Source organism: Pandoraea norimbergensis, assembly GCF_001465545.3.
In the GTDB taxonomy this organism is placed as follows: domain Bacteria; phylum Pseudomonadota; class Gammaproteobacteria; order Burkholderiales; family Burkholderiaceae; genus Pandoraea; species Pandoraea norimbergensis.
Map to the genome: position 1 here is coordinate 3,990,895 of NZ_CP013480.3, position 20,720 is coordinate 4,011,614.

Genomic DNA, 20,720 nt, shown 5'->3' on the forward strand with positions numbered 1-20,720 from the left:
CTGATGGAGAAGCGGGTGCGGGAAGTCACCCCGATGAATCAATGCTGCGGAGAATAGGCATGTCGGTAAAAGCGGTACTGGGGGTTCTGATTAGCGTTGCTGTCGTCAACACGGCGGACGCCGCCGATTCGGGAAGTTGGATCACCGCGGCGGAGTCGCCCGGTTACACGTGGCAGGCGAAGAAAGGCAGCGGCGGTCTGATGAACGTCGATGGCAAGAAGAACAACGGCTACAAATATCTGTACCAGACCCGAAACAAATCGAAAGGCACCTACGAGTACGGTCAGGCCTTCGTGTTGCTGGAATCCTGCAAGAAGGGCTACGGCTACGTCTACTACAACGGTATGGAAGGTCAGTTCTTCGGCAAGGATGCCTTCGTGCGCTTCGGCCCGTCCGTGGCCGACAATCTCGGCAGCCTCGCCTGCCTGAGTTGGGATGACGATACCGGCAAGGTGTCGAGAAGAGACAACGACAACGTCTGGGAAGTGGGCTCGGTCGCGGAGAAATCCGGCAATCGCTACATGCTCAAGACCGATACCGTCCAACGTCGCAGCTTCAAAGGCAAACCCTCCATCGCCGCGCTGTCCCGCAAAGACGACCTGAGCAAGAAGACCTTCTCGTACAGCGAATACGTGATCGCAGTTGCCGACTGCCAACGCGGCTTCGGCACGATGTACGAATTGAATTTCGACGGCACCGTCATCGATAAATCCGACGTCGCCCTCAATGGCGACTCCGTGATCTCCGGCCTCACCGGCGCACTTTGCGGCAAGTTGTAACCCCCACCTTTCAGACTGCCGGCCGCCCTATCACCCGGCCGGCAGTCCCGTCAGACCCCCCTCGCTGGCAACTCGCCACGACGGCCTCGCAGATAACCTAATACGCAAATATTGGTTTGGTTCATGTGTCGCGCTCCCTATAGTGCGTCGGGTGGCTGTTCACGCCTGTTCAGGCCACCCCGGACTATCAGACAAGCATCAGACGAGTAGTGGAAGCATGGATGAGCCTTTCCTTGACGAATGGGTGCCAGCACACCAATTCGGTGAACACGCAACAGCAGTCATCGCCGTCGCGAACGCGCTGAAGTCTTCGGCCGCGCAACGCGATCGAGATGGCGGTACGGCCTGGCACGAGCGCGAAGTGCTTCGCGACAGCGGCCTTCTCGCCCTCGCCGTCCCGCGCGACTTCGGGGGTCTCGGTGCCGACTGGCCACTGATCCTGCGTGCGGTACGACGTCTCGCGGTCGAAGACAGTTCACTCGCCCATCTCTTCGGTTTCCAGCACCTGCAAGTCGCGTCCATCCGTCTGTTCGCCTCGCCCGAACAGCAAACCCACTATCTCGGCAACACCGCCGAACATCGCTGGTTCTGGGGCAACGCCGTCAATGCCCGCGACACGCGACTCACCGTCACACGCACATCGACGGGCTTCGAGCTCAACGGCATCAAGAGTTTCTGCTCGGGAGCCAAGGGCTCCGACATGCTCAACATCTCGGTCACGTTGGGCGATGCCCCCGGCGATCGCCTCTTCCTCGCGATCCCAACACAACGCGCCGGCATTACCGTGAACGACGACTGGGACAACCTCGGGCAACGGCAGACCGATAGCGGCACGATCACCTTCGATCACGTCGCCGTCAGCGCCTCGGAAGTGCTGGGCCCTCCCGGTGTCGCCAGCAGCCCGCGCGCCACGCTACGCAATCTGATCGGGCAACTCATCCTCACGGAAATCTATCTCGGCAACGCACTGGGCGCGCTAAGAGACGCCATCGACTACGTCAAGGAACGTGCCCGCCCGTGGGCCATGGCGGGCGTCGCCACCGCAAGCGACGACGCGTTGCTGCAACTCCGCACCGGCGGCATGTGGCCTCGCCTGAAAGCCGCCGTACTGCTCGCCGACGACGCCCTCCTCGAGTTCGAACGCGCTTGGCAAACAGGCCTCGACCTGAGTGCCCAAGCGCGTGGCGAAGTCGCTCTGCGCATCAGTGCTGCCCGCTTGCACGCCGGACGCACCGCGCTCGACATCACCGCCGACATCTTCGAGCTCATGGGCGCGAGCGCCACCACGCGCCGCGACGGTTTCGACCGCTATTGGCGCAACGTGCGCGTGCACACGCTGCACGACCCGCTCGACTATCGGCAGAAAGCGCTCGGTCAATGGCTGCTCACGGGGCAGCTTCCCGACCCGTACGGCTAATCGCCGCGCCGACGAATCGACATATCGACACGACAAGAGAACAGCCCATTGCGGGCTGCGATGACTGACCACGGTAACGACAAAGAAGGCTGATCATGAATGAGAAGTTGAGCATGGATCGTCGGGGATTCGTCAAAACGCTGGGCGCACTCGGCATGGGATTGAGCCTCACCCCCGTCGCGCGCGCGGCAGACAAAATTGTGGTCGCGGAAAGCCAAGGCTTCAGTTGGGCGATCCCGTATCTGGTGTCGAGCAAGAACTACTGGCAGCCTCAGGGCATCGAGGCGACAACGCTGGCCTTTACGTCCGGCCGACTCGCGTTCGACGCCGTGCAGGCAGGCAAAGCCCAGTTCGCCACCACCACGGATAGTGTCGTCGGCCTCGCGGGTGCCAACGGCGTCAACACCGTCATCGTGGCGGAGTTCACGCGACTGTCGAGCGGCATGGTGGTCGCGGCCCGCACCGATCGCGGCATCGACACGCCCGCGCAACTCAAAGGCAAGCGTATCGCCACCCCGTTGGGCACCAGCGGCCACTACTTCCTGTCGCGTTATCTCTCGCTGTGGGGCCTCAGTCTCAAGGACGTGACGCTGGTGAACGTGGGCGGTGGCGACGTCGTCTCCGCCATCGGGAAGAACGGCGTAGACGCCTTCGCTTGGGGCTTCGATTCCGGGCAGAAGGCCGTGGCCGATTACCCCGGACTGGTTCGCTTGCTCCCCGACACCGGCTTGGAAAAAGTCTTCGTGAGCCATTACGTGCTGACCGCCCCGGAATCAGTCGTGCGTCAGCAACCCAAGCTGGTGGAAGGCGCTGTGCGCGCGTTGCTGGCGGCGGAGAAGTTCTATCGCGGACAACCGCAGGAAGCCGTCGCACTGGTGGCAGAACGCACGAAGACTTCGGTGGCCGCCACACAGGCAGGCTTCGGCACCATGCAGGTCGGCGTGCGCCTCGACAATCGCCTGCTCGATGACCTCGTGCTCAACGGCGAATGGGCGATCAACGCCGGTTTGGCCCAGCGCCCGAAGGAAGATTTGCGGACGCTGTACAAGAAGCTCGTCTACACCGACGCGCTCAAGGCTGTCGCGCCAGACCGGGTGACACTGTCGTGAGCGCCGCCCCACGCCCCGCATCGCTTGCACCAGCGACGCCTGCCGTCTCGATACAAGGCGTTTCGCAGCTATACACGACACGCGCCGGTGACCTGAACTGGGCGCTGACCGACGTCGATCTGGAGATCAACGACCGCGAGTTCGTCTGCGCCATTGGCCCCAGCGGCTGCGGCAAAACGACGTTGCTCAACATGATTGCCGGGTTCATCAAGCCGACGTTGGGTACGGTCTCTGCACATGGCCAACCGATTAATGGCCCCGGGCCAGATCGCGGTGTCGTCTTTCAGGAGTACGCGCTGTTCCCTTGGCTGTCGGCTCGGCGAAACGTGGAGTTCGGCTTGAAGCAGCAAGGCGTCGACCGTTCACAGCGACGCCTTCGTGCCGAGGCATTACTCAAGCTCGTCGGATTGGCGCATGCGGGTGACCGCTATCCCTTCGAGTTGTCGGGCGGCATGCGCCAGCGTGTCGCCGTTGCACGCGCGTTGGCCACCGAACCGCGCGTCCTGCTCATGGACGAGCCCTTCGCCGCCATCGATGCATTGACGCGTGCGCTTCTGCAAGACGAACTGTTGCGCGTCTGGCGCGAGCTGAAGCTTTCGATCTTCTTCATTACGCACAACATCGAAGAGGCGGTATTCCTCGCACAGCGCGTCGTCGTGATGAGCCCGCATCCGGGGCGCATCCACGAAATCATTGACGTTCCCCTGCCCTACCCGCGCGAGCGCGGCGACCCCGCGTTTGGCCATATCTACGAACGCATCAGCCGGGCTTTCGAATCATTGAACACGACGGAGAGCGCAGCGTGAGTGCCAACCCTCAATCCAACCTCGCCCACTTCACCGACATTGAGGTGCGAGCGAACCCGGCACCCTCGAAACAGGCGAGTCATCAGGACGCCCTCAAACGCCGTGCCATCGAAGACGCCGTGCGGCAAAAGCGCCGCACCCGCCACTGGAGCGCCGTCGGCAAGCAATCGCTGCTGGGCGTGCTCGGCTGCCTGATCTTTCTGGCGATCTGGGAGGTCGGCCCCCGCCTGATCCCGGGCATCAATCTCAACATGTTCCCGCCGCCCTCACGCGTCGCGGGCGTGTTCGCCGAAATGACGTGGGGAACGGGCGAAATATGGCCGCACATCGCCGCCAGCCTGCAACGCGCGCTGTGGGGCTTCCTGCTCGGCTCATCGCTCGGCGTCATCGCGGGCGTACTGACCGGCCATTTCGCCACGCTACGTCACCTGAGCGATCCGGTGCTGCACGGGCTGCGCGCCATCCCGTCCATCGCTATCGTGCCGTTGGCGATCGTGTGGTTCGGTCTGGGCGATCTCTCCAAGGTCATGCTGATCGCATGGGGCGCGTTCTTCCCTGTGTGGATCAATACGTTTTTCGGCGTGCGCGACATCTCGCCGGCGTACCTGCGTTCGGCAGCATCGCTCGGCACGCGTCCGATCGCGATTGCCCTTCAGGTGGCCTTGCCAGCGGCACTCCCGTTCGTGTTTGCCGGACTCCGGCAAGCGACGTCGGTCTCGTTCGTGGTCCTCGTCGCAGCCGAGCTGGTCGGTTCCGAGAAGGGGTTGGGCTATTTGATTTCGTTCGCGCATCTGGTGTTTCGGGTCGACATCATGTTCGTCGGTCTGATCTATCTCGGCGCCGTGGGCTTCGTGGCCGATCAACTCTTTGCTTGGCTGCTGCACCGGATGTTTCCGTGGTACGGGGCGGAGGCAAAGCGATGACCGCCAAGGCAGATCTCATCCTGCATAGCGGGCAAGTCCTCACGATGGAGCGCAACGCCGCGCCTGCGCAGGCCGTTGCCATCGCAGGCGATCGTATCGTCGCCGTGGGCACCGACGCCGAAGTGCGAGCGCAATCGCAAGCGCCCCATACTCGATTGATCAACCTCGATGGCCGGACCGTTATCCCCGGCGTCATCGATGCGCATGCGCATATGGAGCGCGAGGGGCTGAAAACCTTGCGCCCGTCGCTTGCCCACGCGCGCCAGTTGTCCGACGTACTCGACGTCATTCGACACGAAGTACAACGCGTTCCCAAGGGCGAGTGGATCATCACCATGCCAGTGGGCCAGCCGCCGTTCTATTTCGACGGCCCGCTGACGCTGGCGGAAAAGCGCATGCCGGATCGCTACGAGCTTGACGCCGTGGCACCCGATCATCCCGTGTACATTCCCGGACTTTTCGGCAACTGGGGCGTCCCGCCGGGCTTCAGCGCCCTCAACTCGCTGGCACTCGCACGCAATGGCATCCACGCCGACACGTGCCCGGATTGCGATGGGATCAACATCGAGATCGGCGCCGACGGCAGACCTTCCGGCGTGATCGTGGAGACCAACAAGCGGCCGTTGATCGAGTTCTCCGTGCTGTCTCAGGTGCCCGCTTTCGGCTTTGCCGACCGGCTCGAAGGGCTGCGCCGCTCGCTCCCGCTGTACCACGCCTTCGGCACGACGAGCGTGTACGAGGGCCACGGCTCCGCACCGGAAAGCATCGCCGTCTACCGCGCGCTATGGGAGGCGGGAGAACTGACGATGCGCACTCGCCTGTGCGTCAGCCCCACTTGGAACGATGCGGCTGAAGCCCGTCTGGCGATGCGCGACTGGCTATCGTTCGCGCGAGGTAACGGACTGGGTGACCCGTGGTTCTCGGTCTCCGGCGTGTTCATCGGACTGGGTGGCTCCCCCGCCACCGCGCGCGCCGTGCGCAAGGTGCTGCCGAATACCGGATGGTCGGGCTTTGTCGAATGGGCCAATCGGATTGAAGATTTCAGCAACTACGCGTGGCTCGCTGCCGAATTCGATCTCCGTGTGCACAGCATCGTGATCGACCGGTTGAGCGAGGTGCTCGACGTGTTCGATGCCATCGACAAACGCTTCCCGTTAGCGGGCCGGCGCTGGGTCGTGGAGCATGTGGGGCGCACCGATCCGGCAGATTTCGCACGCGTTAAACGCCTTGGCCTGCGCGTCACGACCATTCCGTTCTACATGCTCTGGAAGAATGGCGCGTCGCGTTTGCAAGAAAACGGCAACGGCAATCACTTCGTGCCGCAGCGCGCGCTGCTTGAAGCGGGCATCGACATTGCGTCGGGCAGCGACAACATTCCGGTGAGCCCCTTCAGCGCGGTATGGGCCAGTGTCGTCAGAACGGAACGCACCACCGGCCAAGTCATCGGTCCCGACCAACGGCTCACTCGCATGCAGGCGCTTGAGACGGTCACACGCAACGGCGCCTACCTCAGCTACGAGGAATCGCTGAAAGGCACCCTCACGGTCGGCAAATGGGCCGATCTGGCCGTGCTGGACACCGATCCGCTCACGGCCTCTGACGACGCGTTGCTCACCGTGCAGGCGAGCCTGACGCTCGTCGGCGGCCGGGAAGTGCATCGAACCGGCGAATAAAAAAAGGGGCATGCTCGCGCTTGCCCCCTCTCTCTACACAACCCGCTGCCTTCAGGCTGCCGGCTGCACACCCTTCACCGTCACCGAAGCGCGTCCGGCGGCGTCACCATGCCGGCGTCCTGCCACTTCGCTGCTGCCCGGATCGTTGGCGGGCAGACGGTGTTGTTCAATCCCCTGTACCACCTGAATCGCCGTCGCGTCGATACCGTCGGTGAGCGGCTTCGGATCAAGACCGATGGCCAGCACCATCACCGCCATGGCGCCGAGCAGCGCAAACTCGCGACGGCTCACATCCTTGAGCGACGCCACGCTCGCATTGCCGACGCGTCCGAAAATCACGCGCTTGTACATCCACAGCGTGTAGGCCGCACTGAGCACCAGCGTCAGCGAGGCGAGCGCCCCGATCCAGAAGTTCGCCTTGATGGCCCCCATCAACACCAGAAACTCACCGACGAAACCCGACGTGCCCGGCATGCCCACGTTGGCCATCGAGAACAGCATCGCGAATGCCGCAAAACGCGGCATCGTCGCCGCCACGCCACCGTACGCGTCGATGGACGAACTGCCGGTGCGGTCGTACAACATGCCCGTGCACAGCAGCATGGCACCCGAGACGATGCCGTACGAAATCATCTGCATCACCGCGCCGTCGGTGCCCATTTCCGAGAACAGAAACAAGCCGAGCGTCACCAGCCCCATGTGCGCTACAGCCGAATACGCGAGCAGCTTGCGCAAGTCGGTCTGCACCAACGCCACGAGGCTCGCGTAAATCACCGCGATCAGCGACAGCACCACCATCACCGGCGCGACGAAGTGGCTAGCATCCGGCAGCAGCGGCAGATTGAATCGCAGCAGGCCGTAGCCGCCCATCTTCAACATGCCGAGCATCACGGCGGCACCCGTCGGCCCATCGAGGTGAACGTCGGGCAACCACGTGTGCACCGGCCACATCGGCACCTTGACCGAAAACGCGCCGAGGAAACCGATAAACAGCATCACCTGCACGGCCAGCGGCAGATGCAGTTCGTGCCAGCGGGCGATATCGAAGCTCTGCGTCTGCATGTAGAGATACAGCATCGAGAGCAGCATCATCAACGAGCCGGTCAGCGAGAAGAAGAAGAACTTCACCGCAGCACGCGTGCGATTGGCACGCCCGTACACGCCGATGAGCAGATACAGCGGCAGCAGCGTGGCTTCGAAGAACACGAAGAACAACATGCCGTCCTGCGCCGTGAACACCCCCTGCATCAGCCCGGAGAGCACGAGGAAGCTGCCGAAGTACGCGCTCATGCGCGTGGTCACTGCGCGCCACGACGCCAGCACCACGATGATGGTCGTCACACCGGTCAACGCCACGAGCCAGAGCGAGAGGCCATCGATACCGACGTGCCACGACGCATCGAACGACGTGATCCAGCGGAAATGCTCAACAAACTGCATATCGGCCACGCGCGTGTGAAAGCCGCGCACGAGCGGAATGATTGGCAATGCGGCAACCACCGCTGCCGCGAGCGATGTCCAGCGTACGGCGTTGGGATGGCGGTCCTGCCCGAGCAGCATGATGAGCGCGCCGGCCAGAATGGGTGTCCAGATTAGAAGCGACAGGATGGGAAACATTTGGGGGGAGAGTCCTGGTGTGCTGCAACAAAAACAGAGAGCAGAAGCTCTCCATCGACGCAGCCAGGCACGAATCGACCCCGCACGCATCGCTCATGGCGATGCGCGCAAATCAAGGCATATCAATGCCCGCAGGAAGGGACGCCAGGCGCGGCGGCGTCAATGAAGGTCGCAAGCATACGCGGCTCGAAAAGATTTTGCACCGCAGCAAATTTTACAAATGATTGCGAACGCATTATCCGACCGGCCGGTCGATGAATAAGGGAGTCCGCGCAGCCCCGCCCCGCAATGTCCACCGGTGGACGCGGCAAAACCCGCAACGATGTCAATCGTGCGCCGCGTCGATTTCGTCAATAGCGCATTGCGGAAAATGCAGGGATTGGGAGAGGTTGTGACGCGTGGGCCGAGGAACGCCCACGCTTAGCAAAGGATGTTGAAACGGTGAGCGTTACGCCTTCGGACGGCGCAGATCGAACATCGGGCCGATTTCGGCATAGTCGCCGAGATAACCAGCGCGCATGACCGGATGTGCCTTGAGCGTATCGAAGGTGCCGTCGTCGCGCAGAAACTCCCGACGGATATGTACGCCGACCACCTGCCCGAGCGCCAGCCAGTTGTTCATCGGCTTGCCCTCGAGATCATGCAGGCGAACCACCTGCAACAGTTTGCATTCGAGCGATGCGGGCGACTCGGCCACGTGCGGCACGCCCACGTTGACGCCGGGCGCTTTCGTCAACCCGGCCAGTTCGAACTCGTCGACATCGCTCGCCACCGGTGCGGAGGACTTGTTCATCTGCTCGACCAGCGACTTGCTGGTCAGATTCCAGACGAACTCGCGCGTCGCTTCGATATTCGCGATCGAATCCTTGAAGCCTTCGCTACAGAAACCGATGATCGGCGGGAACGTCGCGAACGCACCGAAAAAGCTGTACGGCGCGAGGTTGACCTGCCCCTGCGCGTCGCGGCTGGAAATCCAGCCGATGACGCGCGGCGCAACAATCGCCTTGAACGGATCGTGCGAGAGGCCGTGGCCTTGGGCGGGGTCGTAGAAATGAACGTCGTTTGTCATGGGGGCGGAAGGTGTGAGCGCAATGATCTGACGATGCTAACGCATCCGGCCCTAGACGGCATAACGCTGCATTAACGCCGCATTAACACGGCATCAACGCTGTCCGATCACCTGTGTCACACGGCGGCAAAATGCCTGTGCATCGCCATCGATCACCGCGCCGCTGGGCAATTTGCCCGTGCGCGCCTTGGCATGACCGATAGCTTCCGCCAGCGCCTCGTCCCCCTGCACGGCATAGGCGAAGACGGCGAGCCGGGTGTCGGCGGCGTCATCGAGTAGATACGGATTCGCGTCCATCGTGCGCGCGTCGACGTGCACGCCTGCGGGCAACCCCAACTGCGCGACGAGGTGGTCCATCCATGCCCGATTGAGCACCGGCGCTTTCGAGTGGCGAGCGACGAATTTCGTGAGCTTGTTCGACCCGGCCGCCTCGGCGTTGCGCCCGTCGAACACGATCAGCCCCATATAGCCCTGACGATCTGCCGTGCGGGCGCAGCGCAGGTTCTGCAACAACCCGGACGTGAGGAACCAGTTGCCGTGCGGCACGCCCTGCTTCATTTGCGTGACCAGCCCCTGAATCGGTGTGCAGTTGCTGACCACCTCCTTGATCTCGGCGTTCAGCGTCTTGCCGGGGAAGGTGTTCGCGATGGCGAGCACATCGGCGAGAAACGGCGGCGGCTCGTTGGTCGGGCGGCCGTTGAGCGTCATGCGTGCGTTGCGCCATTCCGCCTGCGTCAGTTGCGACACCGGGCGCGGCGCACCCGCCAGCACTGAGCGTCCCGTCTGCAAGTCGTGATGCAGCACCCACGTGCCGTCGCTCAGTTGCTGCATGTCGGTCTCGACGCCGTCCCATGCACCGGCATAGCCGGTCTGCAAGGCCCGCGCCGAATTCTCGGGCGCACTGGCCGAGCCGCGATGCGCATGAATCTGCATGCCCAGACACGAGGCAAACACTTGCGCGCTAAAGCAAACCGCGCCGATGCCGACGGCAAGCGCCGCCACAGCAGCGCGCCGCGCACGCAGCATAGAGGAGAAATTCGTCATGTCGTGTGCGTCCTTACATTGCCTTCTTCGAGGCGCTGACCTGCGGGTCGTAACCGTACTTGAAGCCCATCAGCACGTCTTGCCGGATGGCTTCGTTCAGCGGATAACCGTAGCCCTGCCCCACCACCACGACGTGTGCAATGTTGGTGAGCACGTGGCCACCCGATGTGCCGCCGCTCGCCCACGCCATCATCTGATGGAACAGGTCACTGCGCGTGATGACATTCGACGAAAAAGAAAACACCGCCCACACGCCGATCAACCCTGAGAGCAGCACCGCGAGCGTTGCACGCGAGGCGCGCTTGCTCAGCTTCCCGTCAGCGCCTGCGCGCGAGAGCATGACGCCCTTGGCCGAGAGGAACAGCAGCTTCGAGAAGTGACCGATGGCGCCCAGCAACGAGAAGAACAGCGCCACCGCCGGCACGATAGCCGCCCGCGTGGCGTCGAGGCCTTCCTTCGCCCACTTGCCGCCGTCCGCGTAATCGCTGGCAGGGGCATCGAGCTGCACCATCATCTTGCGGGTTTCTTCATCAACCGCCTGCTCGAACAACTGCTCGAACGACGCCGCACTCGTGTAGCTCGCCTGCACCACGGCCGTCGCCGGCAGATGCATTTCTTCACGCAGCTTGTTCTGCACGCCCCGGCGCGCGACAAACGCCTCGTACGACAAGCCCGGCGGAATCGTCTCGCCGCCGACCTCTACCGACTGCACGCGGCGTGCCGCCTGCTGGCGGTACTTCACCCCCACGGCGCGATAGAAATTGACCATGTCGCCCGGATTCCAGTTCGACGGCAGCGCGGGCAGATCGCGCCGCACGCTCGCCGACACCTTGCCGCGCGCATAGAACGGCACAGTTTCCGGCTGCCAGCCGCGACGGCTCAGGCGCGAGCGATAGTCGTTCCACGCACGCTGTTGCTCCTTGAGCAGATCGGGGTCGCCATCTGAAATCACGGCGGCGTACTTGTTCCAGTCTTTGCGCAGTCGCTTCATGCCGTCGGTGTACTGGTCGTAATACGACTGCACACCGCCCATCTCGCGGCGCACCTTGTCACGCACGAGCGTGGTCTTGACCGCACGCGTCTTCTCGTCAAGCCGGTCGACCGACACGGCCATCACTGGAAACAGCGCGAGAAACGCCTTGCCCTCCGGGCGCGCGAAGCCCCCGTCACCGACACCCAAACCGTCTAGTTGCAGACGGCCATCGACCAGCGAGCGTTGCATCAGCACCGTGTTGGCTGCCGTTCGGCGAAACTGCGCGTCGCGGGTATTGACCAGCACGTCCACCAGCGTCTTGATGGCGAGAAACACCACAACGATCGTCACTGCACACGCAATGACGATGGTGCGATACGACGGCTTGCCCTGCCCGCCCTTGGCGCGGCGCGTAAGCATGAGTTGCAACACCACGAGCGCCGCCGCAATGCCCGAGAGCGTGCGGCCGAAGTACTCGATGTGATGCACGTCGTCGGGCGTCGCCGCCCCGCCGACCACATCGAGCAGGCGCCCATTGAAGCCGAGTTCGAAAATCAGATACACCACGGTGACGGCGATCAGGAAGGCCGTCTGCTTGAGCAAGGTAGTGCGCACGGTCAGTTCCGGAGGTCGACGCGAACGGGTTTGACTTCTTCAGTGGCGAACGAGAGCGTGTTCGACGCGACGGGGCCCGCAGGCGGTGCCGGAATCGTGCGGCCACCCGACGGCGCATTGCTTGCGACAGCAGGCGCATTCGGTGCCTGCGCCGGTGCGGGCGGGGCGGTCTTCTGACGGCGCTTCGGCGAATTCGACGCTGTCGCACGTGCGCCATTCGTGTTGGCGTTCTGCGGCGGCAACGGTGCGAAGCGATTGGCGTCGGCCGGATCGTCGATGGCCTTGAGCGATCCATCGGCGAACGGCTTGCGGCGGATGTCGACACCCGGCGGCACCGGAACGGCCGACTGAAGCAGGCGGCTGTCCATGTACGTGTGGCGCACGAGGCGGCCGTTGCCGGGGAAGTCGAACACGAGCGCGCGGCCGTTGTCGACCAGATCGGCACGCGGGCGATCCTGACAATTGCCGAAGGTCCAGCCAAGCACGTCGCTGCCCTGAATGGCGTACAGCACGTACTTGAACGGGCAGTTGTTCTCTTGTGTTTCGAACACCACAACAGAGCGATCGCCGATCGTCTCCGAGCGCACGAGCCGCGCGGTCATGGCGTTGCCCAATGGCAGCACGCGCATGTAGCGTTCGAGCTTAACGGTGTACTTGCCGTTGCTACGTCGCAACACACCTTCGGAGCCATCGGCGAGCTTGAACGTGTCGACGGTCGTGCCGAAGACACTGGCCTCGTCGAACCCGTAAGTCATGTTGCCGTTTTGATTGCGGGTCACGGCGCAGCCGCCCAACCCGAGGGAAACCGCCATGGCGCCAATGGCCATGACGCGCGCACGCCGCATCGCGACGAGGGCGTGCCATCCGCCTGCAAGTCGTTTCATTCTTATTGTCTGGTCGTCTTTTTCTGTGTGCCAGATTCCCACGCAGTACGATGCAATTCGTTCCGAACTGTCGCCATCCGTCGTGTGAATCCTCCCCGGCAGGATGTCTAGCGCAGTACCGTTACACGGCACGCTTCGGCATCCTGAGCGGCGCATTCTCGCACAAATGATCCGGCCGCAGCATGACGAAACAGGCAGGTCCGCGCCGTCGTTGTCCCGGGGTCGCACCCGGTGATTAAGAGGTTCATTCTCTGCTATGCTCTGGCGCGCTCAAAAGTGACGCACGCGGGGCATCGTACCGGTGTCGCCGGCCAGCCACATCTGTCAGAAAGTACAGGTACCCGCGCACGCGGATGTGTGATCGCATACCGGGCTTGTCTAGCCTGATGGGCACCGCTGCCTCATTCGTCATTCGTCATTCGCCATTTGCCACACACATCATGACGCCTGCCTCGCTACTCCGTTGGCTGTTCGCCCTCGTCTGCACGATGACAGTCGCGACGGCGTCCAGTGCTGCGCCGCCGGCGGCCTCTGCCCCCACACCCGCCCCCGCGCGCAAGGTGGCGCTCGTTGTCGGCAACAGTGGCTACGACGGCGGCGACCGGCTGATCTCGCCCGCAGGCGACGCCAAGCTCATGGGCGACGCGTTCCGGCAACTCGGGTTCGAAACGAAGATCGCGCAAGACCTGTCGCTGGAGGAGTTCAACGCGGCGACCGATTGGCTCACGCAACGCGCACGGGGCGCACAGGTCGCGGTTCTCTATTACGCCGGGCACGGCTTCGAAGCGGGGGGCGACAACTTTCTCGTGCCCGTGCACACGGGCGTGCCGGTGTCGGCCATGACCCGCAAACTGCTGCTTGAGCGCGCCTCGCGTCTGGCCGCCGTGCGCATGAAGGTGATGGCATCGTCGCCCGCGTCGTTCATCGCACTGATCGATGCCTGCCGCGTGCCTTCGCGCGGCCCAACCGGCCCCGGGCTGAAGCCCGAGAAAGTCGGTCAGGGAGAATTGATCGCCTTCTCGACGGCCGATCAGGCGGCGGCCTACGACTCGATGCGCACGTTTGGCAAGGCCATCGACAACAGCCCCTTCGCTTACTACCTCGCCATGAACGTGAAGGCCCCGGGCGCCACCATCAAGCAGGCGCTCGAACTCACGCAGCAACAAGTGACCGAGATCACCGGCGGCCATCAGCGTCCGTGGATCGCCAGCGGCCTCATTGGCGATGTGCCACTTGCGGCGCAGTATTTGGTCGCGTCCAATCCGGCGGCGCCGCGTAATGTGCCGCAGACAGCTACCGTACGCGGCGCGCCCAACAGCGTTGGCGGTCCGTCGAACGACGGCACACAAGCCCAACGGGCCAACGCGTGGGACGACGCCGAGTACCGCCTGAGCGTCGCGGCGCAACGGGCCGACCGCAACGACATCGCCGCCTTGCGGGCGCGCAAATCCGATCCGGCGGCACTCACCACGCTGGGCATGATTTACGAGGAAGGCTACGGCGTGCCCGCCGATCGCAAGTCGGCGATGACGTACTACCGCCGCGCAGCGGGCATGGGCTACCCCATCGCGCAGACGCTGCTCGGCGAAGCCTATTTCGAGGGCAAGGTCGTGCAGCGCGACTACGCCGAAGCCGAGAAGTGGTTTGCGCGGGCATCATCGCAGGACTACACGCGTGCCCGGCTCGACCTCGCCCATGTGCGCGTGGTGCGCGGACAAGGCGCCGGCGGCGGCATGCAGAACTGGGCCGACGCGGCGTCGATCATGATCGACTCGCTCAAGCGCCAGCAGCAGCAACTGGTGACGCCCAAGCCCTAGGTCATCCGGCAGACATGGCGTAGCAGACTGATGTTGTCATGCATCACGCCGCGTTTCGCACCATGAACCGGCGTTATGAAACGCGGCACGTCCGGGCGCGATCAGGCGATTTGTGCGACGATTGCGATGTTGCGTCGCGCCAAGGCGACGCGTTTTTCATTGCACGCGCCGCCACGGCGCCGTCAGCCCATGCCAGCCACCCTCAACATCGACTTTGTCTCCGACGTCGCGTGCCCTTGGTGCGCCATCGGCCTTGCCTCCCTGAAGACCGCCCTCGGCCGTCTGGGCGACGAGGTCAACGTCGACCTGCACTTCAGCCCCTTTGAGCTGAACCCCGATATGCCCATCGAAGGCGTGCCGCTTGCCGATTACATGTCGCGCAAGTACGGCCTCTCGCCCGAGCAACTCGCGCAGAATCAGGCCAACATCAGTGCCCGCGCGCAAGCGGAAGGCTTTCCGATGCGCATGGATCTGCGCACGCACGCCTACAACACGTTCGATGCGCATCGTCTGTTGCACTGGGCACAGACCGTCGGCAACGACAAGCAACTCGCGCTCAAGGAAGCCTTGTTCCGCGCGTACTTCGTCGACGGCAAGCGCACGAGCGATCCGGAAGTCCTGATCGAAGCCGTCAGTCAGGCCGGGCTCGATCCGGCGCGTGCCCGCGAAATTCTGGCCACGGATGAGTACGCCGAGCAGGTGCGTGCGCTGGAGCGCCACTATCAGAATCTCGGCATCAGTTCGGTGCCCGCGATCATCTTCAACAACCGCCACCTCGTGAGCGGCGGTCAGCCGCCGGAAGTCTTCGAACAGGCCATCCGCCAAATTCTGGCCGAGGGCTGATCCGTCATGTCATCGCTGCCCCCGACCGCCGACACTCCGGCGGCGAGCGCGTCCGCTGCTGCGAGTGTGACCCGCACAACTCAGACGCACGAACCGCCGGCCAACGGCCGCGGTCTGGCCATGACGGCGATTCTGCTCGCCGTCTCGCTGGCCAGCCTCGACACCGCCATCTGCAACACCGCGCTGCCGCAGATGGCGATCGATCTGAACACCACGCCATCGGCTTCCGTGTGGATCGTCAACGCCTATCAACTCGCGATGGTCGCCACACTGCTGCCGTTCGCGTCGCTGGGTGAGCGCGTCGGCCACAAGCGCGTGTTCATGGCGGGGGTGGCAGTCTTCCTGATCTCGTCGATACTGTGCGCGCTGTCGCCGTCGCTCGGCTTTCTCGCCGTGGCGCGTTTGCTGCAAGGCGTCGGTGCTGCGGCCGTGATGAGCGTGAACATCGCCCTCATCCGGTTCTTGTATCCGCCGCATCAGTTGGGGCGCGGTGTCGGGTTGAATGCGCTCATCGTCGGTATCTCGTTCGCCATCGGGCCGACCATTGCGTCGCTCGTGCTCTCGGTGGGCAACTGGCCGTGGCTGTTCCTGATCAACGTGCCGACCGGCCTGCTCGCGCTCGCCTTCGGGCGACGTAATCTGCCCGACACGCCACGCAGCGAGCACAAGCCCGACACGGTGGCTGCGCTGCTCAACGTCATGACGTTCGCGCTGCTGATCTTCGCGTTGGGGCAAAGTGCGCAACAGGCCGACTGGCGTCTGACGCTGGCGTGTTTTGTGGGCGCGGTGGTTTGCGGCTGGGCACTGATTCGCCGTGAGCGGGGTCATCGCGCCCCGATGCTGCCGGTCGATTTGCTGCGCCTGCCCGCGTTCGCGTTATCGACCGTGACCGCCATCTGCGCGTTTGCGACGCAGGGCCTCGGGCTCGTTTCGCTGCCGTTTTACTTCGAGAATGTGTTGCATCGCAGCCCGATCGAGACCGGCTTTCTGATGACACCGTGGCCGTTTTTCGTGGCGGCGATTGCCCCCGTCGCGGGACGCTTGTCGGATCGTTATCCCGCCGGCATGCTGGGCGCCATCGGGCTTGGCATGCTGAGTATCGGCATGACCTTGCTGGCCGTAATGCCCGCGCATGCCGAAGTCTGGGACATCAGTTGGCGCATGGCGCTGTGCGGTCTGGGCTTCGGCTTCTTCCAGTCGCCGAACCTGAAGGCATTCATGCATAGCGCACCGCCCGAGCGAAGTGGCGGCGCGAGCGGCATGGTTGGCACGTCGCGCTTGCTCGGTCAGGCCACGGGTGCGGCGCTGGTCGCACTGGCGTTCGGACTCGTCGGCACGCATGGCTCCACGCTGGCGCTCGCATGGGGTGCCGCGTTCTCCGCTGCGGGATGTATCGCGAGCGGCCTGCGGCTGGTGCGGCGGGCGGCCTGAACCGCCCCAGCGCAAACGACACTCCCCTGACGCGCGCGGCTCAGACGCCGACGAGCGCCGCCTCGGGAGTGTCGTGCAGATAGGGCGAAATGTTCGCCATCGCGCGCGTCACGTATTCGATCTTCTCGCCGACCGGCGCCACGTAGTGCATGGCACTGCGGGCCGCTTCAAAACCCTCCAGACGCGCGATCATCCACGCCGCCAGATATTGCGAGGCGAGGCATCCGCCTGCGGTCGCCACGTTGCCCTTCGCCATGAAGGGTTGATCGAGCACCGGGACGCCCGCCTCCTGCACCCACGGCTTCGTCGTGAGATCGGTGCACGCGGCAACGCCATTCAAAAGCCCCAGCTTGGCGAGGACCAGCGTTCCCGAGCACTGCGCGCCGATCAACTGACGCGCCGGATCGAGGCGCAGGCGCGACATCAACGCGGCATCGGCCACGACATCGCGGGTCAGCATGCCGCTGCCGACCAACACCGCATCGGCTTCACACGCGTCTTCCAACGATGCCTGCGCCTCCATTACGACGCCGTTCATCGACCGCACCTTGTCCGCCGGGCACGCAATCGACACGCGCCAGCCGGGGCGTTTGACCCGGTTGAGAATGCCGAGCGCGATCAGCGAGTCGAGTTCGTTGAAACCTTCAAAAGTCAGAATGGCAATGTGCGTGGAGCGCATGGGGGGCCTCGTGGGTGGCGACGTTGTAGAGCGACGTTGTATTGCGGCATCGTAAAACCGATAATCATGACAATCAAATAATTGTCATGGATACACTTCCCCATGCCGCAAGCCCGCTACAAGCAGTTGGTCGACCGACTGGCCGACGACATCCGGACACAGCGGCTGCGCCCGGGCACACGCCTGCCGACGCATCGCGAACTCGCAGCGCGTGAAGGTTTGGGGCTCGTCACGGCGACACGCGTCTACGCGGAGTTGCAGGCGATGGGGCTGGTGAGCGGAGAGACCGGTCGCGGCACCTTCGTGCGGGAGGCGCTGCCCAGCGCCCAAGGCAGCTATCTGTACGGCTGGAGTACGGAGCGTGTCGATCTGACCTTCAACGCGCCGACCTTGCCGGAACAGGCGGGACTGTTGCGCACGGCACTGCGTCAGTTGGCGGCGGGCGGCGATCTCGAGGCACTGCTGCGATATCAGCCACACGGCGGACGCGATCACGAAAGAGAGATCGTGGCGCGTCATGTGCGATGTCGTGGACTGACGGTCTCGCCGGAATCCGTATTGATCGTGAGCGGCGGACAGCACGGGTTGGCAACAACGGCGATGGCGCTGCTTGAGCCCGGAGACGTCGTCGCCGTGGACGCACTCACCTATCCCGGATTCAAGTTAGCCGCAGAAGCCTGCCGGCTGGAGCTTGCGCCCATTCCGGCGGCGGGTCACGGGCCGGATCTCGATGCGCTGGCTGCCCTGTGCCGGAAACGCCGCGTGCGCGCGGTGTACACCATGCCGACACTGCACAACCCACTGGGCTGGGTGATGAGCGCGACACGACGCCGCGAGTTGGTCGCCATCGCGCGTCGGCATGACTTGCTGCTGATCGAAGATGCGGCGTACGCGTATCTCGCAGAAGATGCGCCACCACCGTTGGCAGCCCTCGCGCCGGAGCGGACGGTCTACGTTTCGAGTTTTTCCAAGAGTGTGGCGACGGGCCTTCGCGTTGGCTTTCTCTGCGCACCGCCGGAATGGGTGCCGAAGCTCGAACGTGCCATTCGCGCGACCACGTGGAACACCCCGGCGATGATGACGACGATTGCCTGCGGCTGGGTCGAAGACGGCACGGTGGAACGAATGGAGGCTGAGAAGCGACGCGACGCCACGATGCGTCAGACGCTCGCGGCCGACCTGTTGGGCGGACTCACGCGCATCGGCCACCCGGCGTCGTACTTCGTCTGGCTTCCCCTGCCGAACGAGGTACGGGCGGATGCGATCACCCATGCGTTGATGCAGGAGAACATCGCCGTGTCGACCGCCGAACCGTTCGCGACATCGCCGCAGGTGCCGCACGCGATTCGTTTGGCGCTTGGCTCCGTTGCGTTGCCTGCCTTATCGCAAGCTCTGCAAACCGTCGCCCGCGTGATTGCGGATCAGACGTATTGACGACGAGAAATCATCGTTGCGATCACTTCTGTCTCTTGCATTTTGATGGGCTTTGAGTATAGTTCGATACTGTACAAAAACACAGTGTTTAGACAAACCATCCGATATCCAATCCCCAACATCGGCGCCAGATAAGCCAAGGGATCTGAAGGAGCGTGGAGATGAATCATTCAGCCAATGGGGCCTTTACCATCCAACTCGGCCCCCAGTCGTTGAGCAGCGTTGCCGAAAACACGGGGCTTGGCCGGCTATCGCTGGACAAGCAATTCACCGGCGATCTGGTGGCCGCCAGTCAGGGAGAAATGCTGGCGTTTCGCAGCAGCGTTCAGGGTTCTGCCGGGTATGTGGCGATGGAAACTGTGCGTGGCAAATTGCATGGGCGCAGCGGTAGTTTCGTGCTTCAGCACAGTTCGACGATGACACGCGGGGCCCCTGCGCAGTCGATCACTGTGGTGCCCGATTCCGGCACTGAGGCCTTGGTCGGTCTCACGGGCAGCATGGTCATCACGATCACCGATGGCCGCCACACATACGCGTTCGATTACACGTTGCCAACGAACTGAATCGAACGGCGCCATTGATCAATCGCATCACATTCAGCAAGGGGACAACCATGGGTATTCGCGGCAAGGATAAACAGATCGATAACATCGAGTTCAATGTCAGCGACATTGCGCGAAGCAAGACCTTCTACGGCGACGTTTTCGGCTGGACATTCACCGACTACGGCCCGGCTTATACCGAATTCACGGATGGCCGGCTGACGGGCGGCTTCACGACGGGGGAAGCGGTGCGCCCGGGTGGCCCGCTGATCATTTTGTATGCGGACAATCTCGCTAAAACGCAGCAGCGCATTGAAGCCGCAGGTGCCACGATCAGCCGCCCAGTGTTCGAATTTCCGGGCGGCCGCCGCTTCCATTTCATTGACCCGGACGGCTACGAGCTTGCGGTGTGGACGGCGTCAGAGTAGGGAGATCGAGACGTTGCCACACAGAAATGGGGACGTCTCCATTCGGGCGCGGCGTTACGCGATAGCTCAGTTCGCGGCCATTTAACGCATAGCTTCGCGTCTGCTGCTCCCCCTCCCAGTTGGGAAACGAAGCGTTCTGAATGTGAAACGTCAGCGTCATCGCAGCCGGATCGATGCTGAGTGTGCCGAAGTGCGTGCTGGTCCCCATGACGGCCGCTTTGTACTCGACCGGCGTCGCGACGCCCTTGTCGCCTGACGCAAATTTCGGTCGCTCCGACTTGAAAATTTGCAGCGAGTAGCGGCCTTCATTGTCGATCACTAGCAAGCCCTTGGGCGCGGCCCCGTAGTCACTGGTTCGCGTGCCGTCGGGATGCTGGACGTCCGCGGCGACCAACGTCCAAGTCCCGGCAAGCGGATTGCGGGTGGCCGACGCGTCCGCGTGCACGACACTCGTCACCCCCGCGCAGGCGGCAAAAACCGTGCTCAGGATGCCGCGCTTAAAAATCATCTGACCATTCATACCTTGCGTTCCTCCGTGATGGCATTCGAAACCTCGCGCGCGTCGCAACGACACGCTGCCATCGATAGTAGAGATATGAGAGTTCAGTGGATGCGATAATTCGGCATCGACCATTCA

At 63.4% G+C, this 20,720-nt stretch carries 19 protein-coding genes; 12 read left to right on the forward strand and 7 right to left on the reverse strand.

The features are described 5' to 3' along the window. The first annotated feature begins 59 nt into the window (after positions 1-59). The 6 genes from AT302_RS17515 to AT302_RS17540 all read left to right on the forward strand — a co-directional run bounded on the left by AT302_RS17515 (position 60) and on the right by AT302_RS17540 (position 6,707). Positions 60-779, forward strand: a complete 720-nt coding sequence (locus AT302_RS17515) for a hypothetical protein (RefSeq protein ID WP_058379529.1) — start codon at positions 60-62, stop codon at positions 777-779. Between the two features lie 217 nt (positions 780-996). Then, on the forward strand, positions 997-2,196 hold the full coding sequence (locus AT302_RS17520; RefSeq protein ID WP_058379530.1) for an acyl-CoA dehydrogenase family protein: 1,200 nt from the start codon (positions 997-999) through the stop codon (positions 2,194-2,196). A gap of 95 nt (positions 2,197-2,291) precedes the next feature. Continuing rightward, positions 2,292-3,305, forward strand: coding sequence for an ABC transporter substrate-binding protein (locus AT302_RS28155; RefSeq protein WP_064675103.1), 1,014 nt, complete (start codon positions 2,292-2,294; stop codon positions 3,303-3,305). Continuing rightward, a complete protein-coding gene (locus AT302_RS17530; RefSeq protein WP_058379532.1) occupies positions 3,302-4,111 on the forward strand; it encodes an ABC transporter ATP-binding protein in 810 nt (269 codons plus the stop codon). Before AT302_RS28155 ends, AT302_RS17530 begins: the two co-directional genes overlap by 4 nt. Further along, complete coding sequence (locus AT302_RS17535) at positions 4,108-5,034, forward strand: ABC transporter permease (RefSeq protein ID WP_058379533.1); 927 nt, start codon at positions 4,108-4,110, stop codon at positions 5,032-5,034. Before AT302_RS17530 ends, AT302_RS17535 begins: the two co-directional genes overlap by 4 nt. Further along, complete coding sequence (locus AT302_RS17540) at positions 5,031-6,707, forward strand: amidohydrolase (RefSeq protein ID WP_157125822.1); 1,677 nt, start codon at positions 5,031-5,033, stop codon at positions 6,705-6,707. Before AT302_RS17535 ends, AT302_RS17540 begins: the two co-directional genes overlap by 4 nt. Before the next feature lie 51 nt (positions 6,708-6,758). On the opposite strand, the gene AT302_RS17545 is transcribed toward AT302_RS17540, so the two are convergent. From AT302_RS17545 to AT302_RS17565, 5 genes are all read right to left on the reverse strand, one after another. After that, positions 6,759-8,324, reverse strand: a complete 1,566-nt coding sequence (locus tag AT302_RS17545; RefSeq protein WP_058379534.1) for a complex I subunit 4 family protein — start codon at positions 8,322-8,324, stop codon at positions 6,759-6,761. A 448-nt stretch (positions 8,325-8,772) separates the two neighbouring features. Further along, positions 8,773-9,393: a flavin reductase family protein gene (locus AT302_RS17550; RefSeq protein ID WP_058379535.1), complete on the reverse strand. Its 621-nt coding sequence runs from the start codon at positions 9,391-9,393 to the stop codon at positions 8,773-8,775. Positions 9,394-9,486: 93 nt separating this feature from the next. After that, positions 9,487-10,437: a glycerophosphodiester phosphodiesterase gene (locus AT302_RS17555; RefSeq protein ID WP_237171951.1), complete on the reverse strand. Its 951-nt coding sequence runs from the start codon at positions 10,435-10,437 to the stop codon at positions 9,487-9,489. Between the two features lie 13 nt (positions 10,438-10,450). Further along, positions 10,451-12,025 (reverse strand): hypothetical protein, encoded by a 1,575-nt coding sequence (locus AT302_RS17560; RefSeq protein WP_058379537.1) that lies wholly within the window; start codon positions 12,023-12,025, stop codon positions 10,451-10,453. A gap of 2 nt (positions 12,026-12,027) precedes the next feature. Then, positions 12,028-12,909, reverse strand: coding sequence for a hypothetical protein (locus AT302_RS17565; protein ID WP_157125823.1), 882 nt, complete (start codon positions 12,907-12,909; stop codon positions 12,028-12,030). A gap of 374 nt (positions 12,910-13,283) precedes the next feature. Here AT302_RS17565 and AT302_RS17570 point away from each other — a divergent pair, with 374 nt between their 5' ends. The 3 genes from AT302_RS17570 to AT302_RS17580 all read left to right on the forward strand — a co-directional run bounded on the left by AT302_RS17570 (position 13,284) and on the right by AT302_RS17580 (position 17,000). Continuing rightward, a complete protein-coding gene (locus AT302_RS17570) occupies positions 13,284-14,726 on the forward strand; it encodes a caspase family protein (RefSeq protein ID WP_167365811.1) in 1,443 nt (480 codons plus the stop codon). A 189-nt stretch (positions 14,727-14,915) separates the two neighbouring features. Next, on the forward strand, positions 14,916-15,569 hold the full coding sequence (locus tag AT302_RS17575) for a DsbA family oxidoreductase (RefSeq protein WP_058380401.1): 654 nt from the start codon (positions 14,916-14,918) through the stop codon (positions 15,567-15,569). 6 nt (positions 15,570-15,575) lie between these two features. After that, positions 15,576-17,000, forward strand: a complete 1,425-nt coding sequence (locus tag AT302_RS17580) for an MFS transporter (protein ID WP_058379540.1) — start codon at positions 15,576-15,578, stop codon at positions 16,998-17,000. 40 nt (positions 17,001-17,040) lie between these two features. Here the strand turns inward: AT302_RS17580 and AT302_RS17585 are convergent, their stop codons facing one another. Further along, on the reverse strand, positions 17,041-17,679 hold the full coding sequence (locus AT302_RS17585; RefSeq protein WP_058379541.1) for a DJ-1/PfpI family protein: 639 nt from the start codon (positions 17,677-17,679) through the stop codon (positions 17,041-17,043). A gap of 102 nt (positions 17,680-17,781) precedes the next feature. Here AT302_RS17585 and AT302_RS17590 point away from each other — a divergent pair, with 102 nt between their 5' ends. The 3 genes from AT302_RS17590 to AT302_RS17600 all read left to right on the forward strand — a co-directional run bounded on the left by AT302_RS17590 (position 17,782) and on the right by AT302_RS17600 (position 20,083). Next, positions 17,782-19,113 carry an aminotransferase-like domain-containing protein gene (locus AT302_RS17590; protein ID WP_058379542.1) on the forward strand — a complete coding sequence of 444 codons (1,332 nt, stop codon included), beginning with the start codon at positions 17,782-17,784 and terminating at the stop codon, positions 19,111-19,113. 161 nt (positions 19,114-19,274) lie between these two features. Beyond that, on the forward strand, positions 19,275-19,676 hold the full coding sequence (locus AT302_RS17595; protein ID WP_058379543.1) for a DUF3224 domain-containing protein: 402 nt from the start codon (positions 19,275-19,277) through the stop codon (positions 19,674-19,676). Positions 19,677-19,726: 50 nt separating this feature from the next. Next, the gene (locus AT302_RS17600) at positions 19,727-20,083 is read left to right on the forward strand and encodes a VOC family protein (RefSeq protein WP_058380402.1); all 357 of its coding nucleotides are present in this window, start codon (positions 19,727-19,729) and stop codon (positions 20,081-20,083) included. On the opposite strand, the gene AT302_RS17605 is transcribed toward AT302_RS17600, so the two are convergent. Continuing rightward, complete coding sequence (locus AT302_RS17605) at positions 20,034-20,603, reverse strand: lipocalin-like domain-containing protein (protein WP_058379544.1); 570 nt, start codon at positions 20,601-20,603, stop codon at positions 20,034-20,036. The genes AT302_RS17600 and AT302_RS17605 overlap by 50 nt on opposite strands. Between the last annotated feature and the right edge of the window lie 117 nt (positions 20,604-20,720).

Coding starts and splice junctions, on each gene's coding strand:
- AT302_RS17580 (WP_058379540.1), top strand. CDS start 15,576: ATGTCATCGCTGCCCCCGACCGCCGACACTCCGGCGGCGAGCGCGTCC.
- AT302_RS17600 (WP_058380402.1), top strand. CDS start 19,727: ATGGGTATTCGCGGCAAGGATAAACAGATCGATAACATCGAGTTCAAT.
- AT302_RS17555 (WP_237171951.1), bottom strand. CDS start 10,437: ATGACGAATTTCTCCTCTATGCTGCGTGCGCGGCGCGCTGCTGTGGCG.
- AT302_RS17550 (WP_058379535.1), bottom strand. CDS start 9,393: ATGACAAACGACGTTCATTTCTACGACCCCGCCCAAGGCCACGGCCTC.
- AT302_RS17585 (WP_058379541.1), bottom strand. CDS start 17,679: ATGCGCTCCACGCACATTGCCATTCTGACTTTTGAAGGTTTCAACGAA.
- AT302_RS17565 (WP_157125823.1), bottom strand. CDS start 12,909: ATGAAACGACTTGCAGGCGGATGGCACGCCCTCGTCGCGATGCGGCGT.
- AT302_RS28155 (WP_064675103.1), top strand. CDS start 2,292: ATGAATGAGAAGTTGAGCATGGATCGTCGGGGATTCGTCAAAACGCTG.
- AT302_RS17605 (WP_058379544.1), bottom strand. CDS start 20,603: ATGAATGGTCAGATGATTTTTAAGCGCGGCATCCTGAGCACGGTTTTT.
- AT302_RS17545 (WP_058379534.1), bottom strand. CDS start 8,324: ATGTTTCCCATCCTGTCGCTTCTAATCTGGACACCCATTCTGGCCGGC.
- AT302_RS17520 (WP_058379530.1), top strand. CDS start 997: ATGGATGAGCCTTTCCTTGACGAATGGGTGCCAGCACACCAATTCGGT.
- AT302_RS17595 (WP_058379543.1), top strand. CDS start 19,275: ATGAATCATTCAGCCAATGGGGCCTTTACCATCCAACTCGGCCCCCAG.
- AT302_RS17515 (WP_058379529.1), top strand. CDS start 60: ATGTCGGTAAAAGCGGTACTGGGGGTTCTGATTAGCGTTGCTGTCGTC.
- AT302_RS17575 (WP_058380401.1), top strand. CDS start 14,916: ATGCCAGCCACCCTCAACATCGACTTTGTCTCCGACGTCGCGTGCCCT.
- AT302_RS17590 (WP_058379542.1), top strand. CDS start 17,782: ATGCCGCAAGCCCGCTACAAGCAGTTGGTCGACCGACTGGCCGACGAC.
- AT302_RS17540 (WP_157125822.1), top strand. CDS start 5,031: ATGACCGCCAAGGCAGATCTCATCCTGCATAGCGGGCAAGTCCTCACG.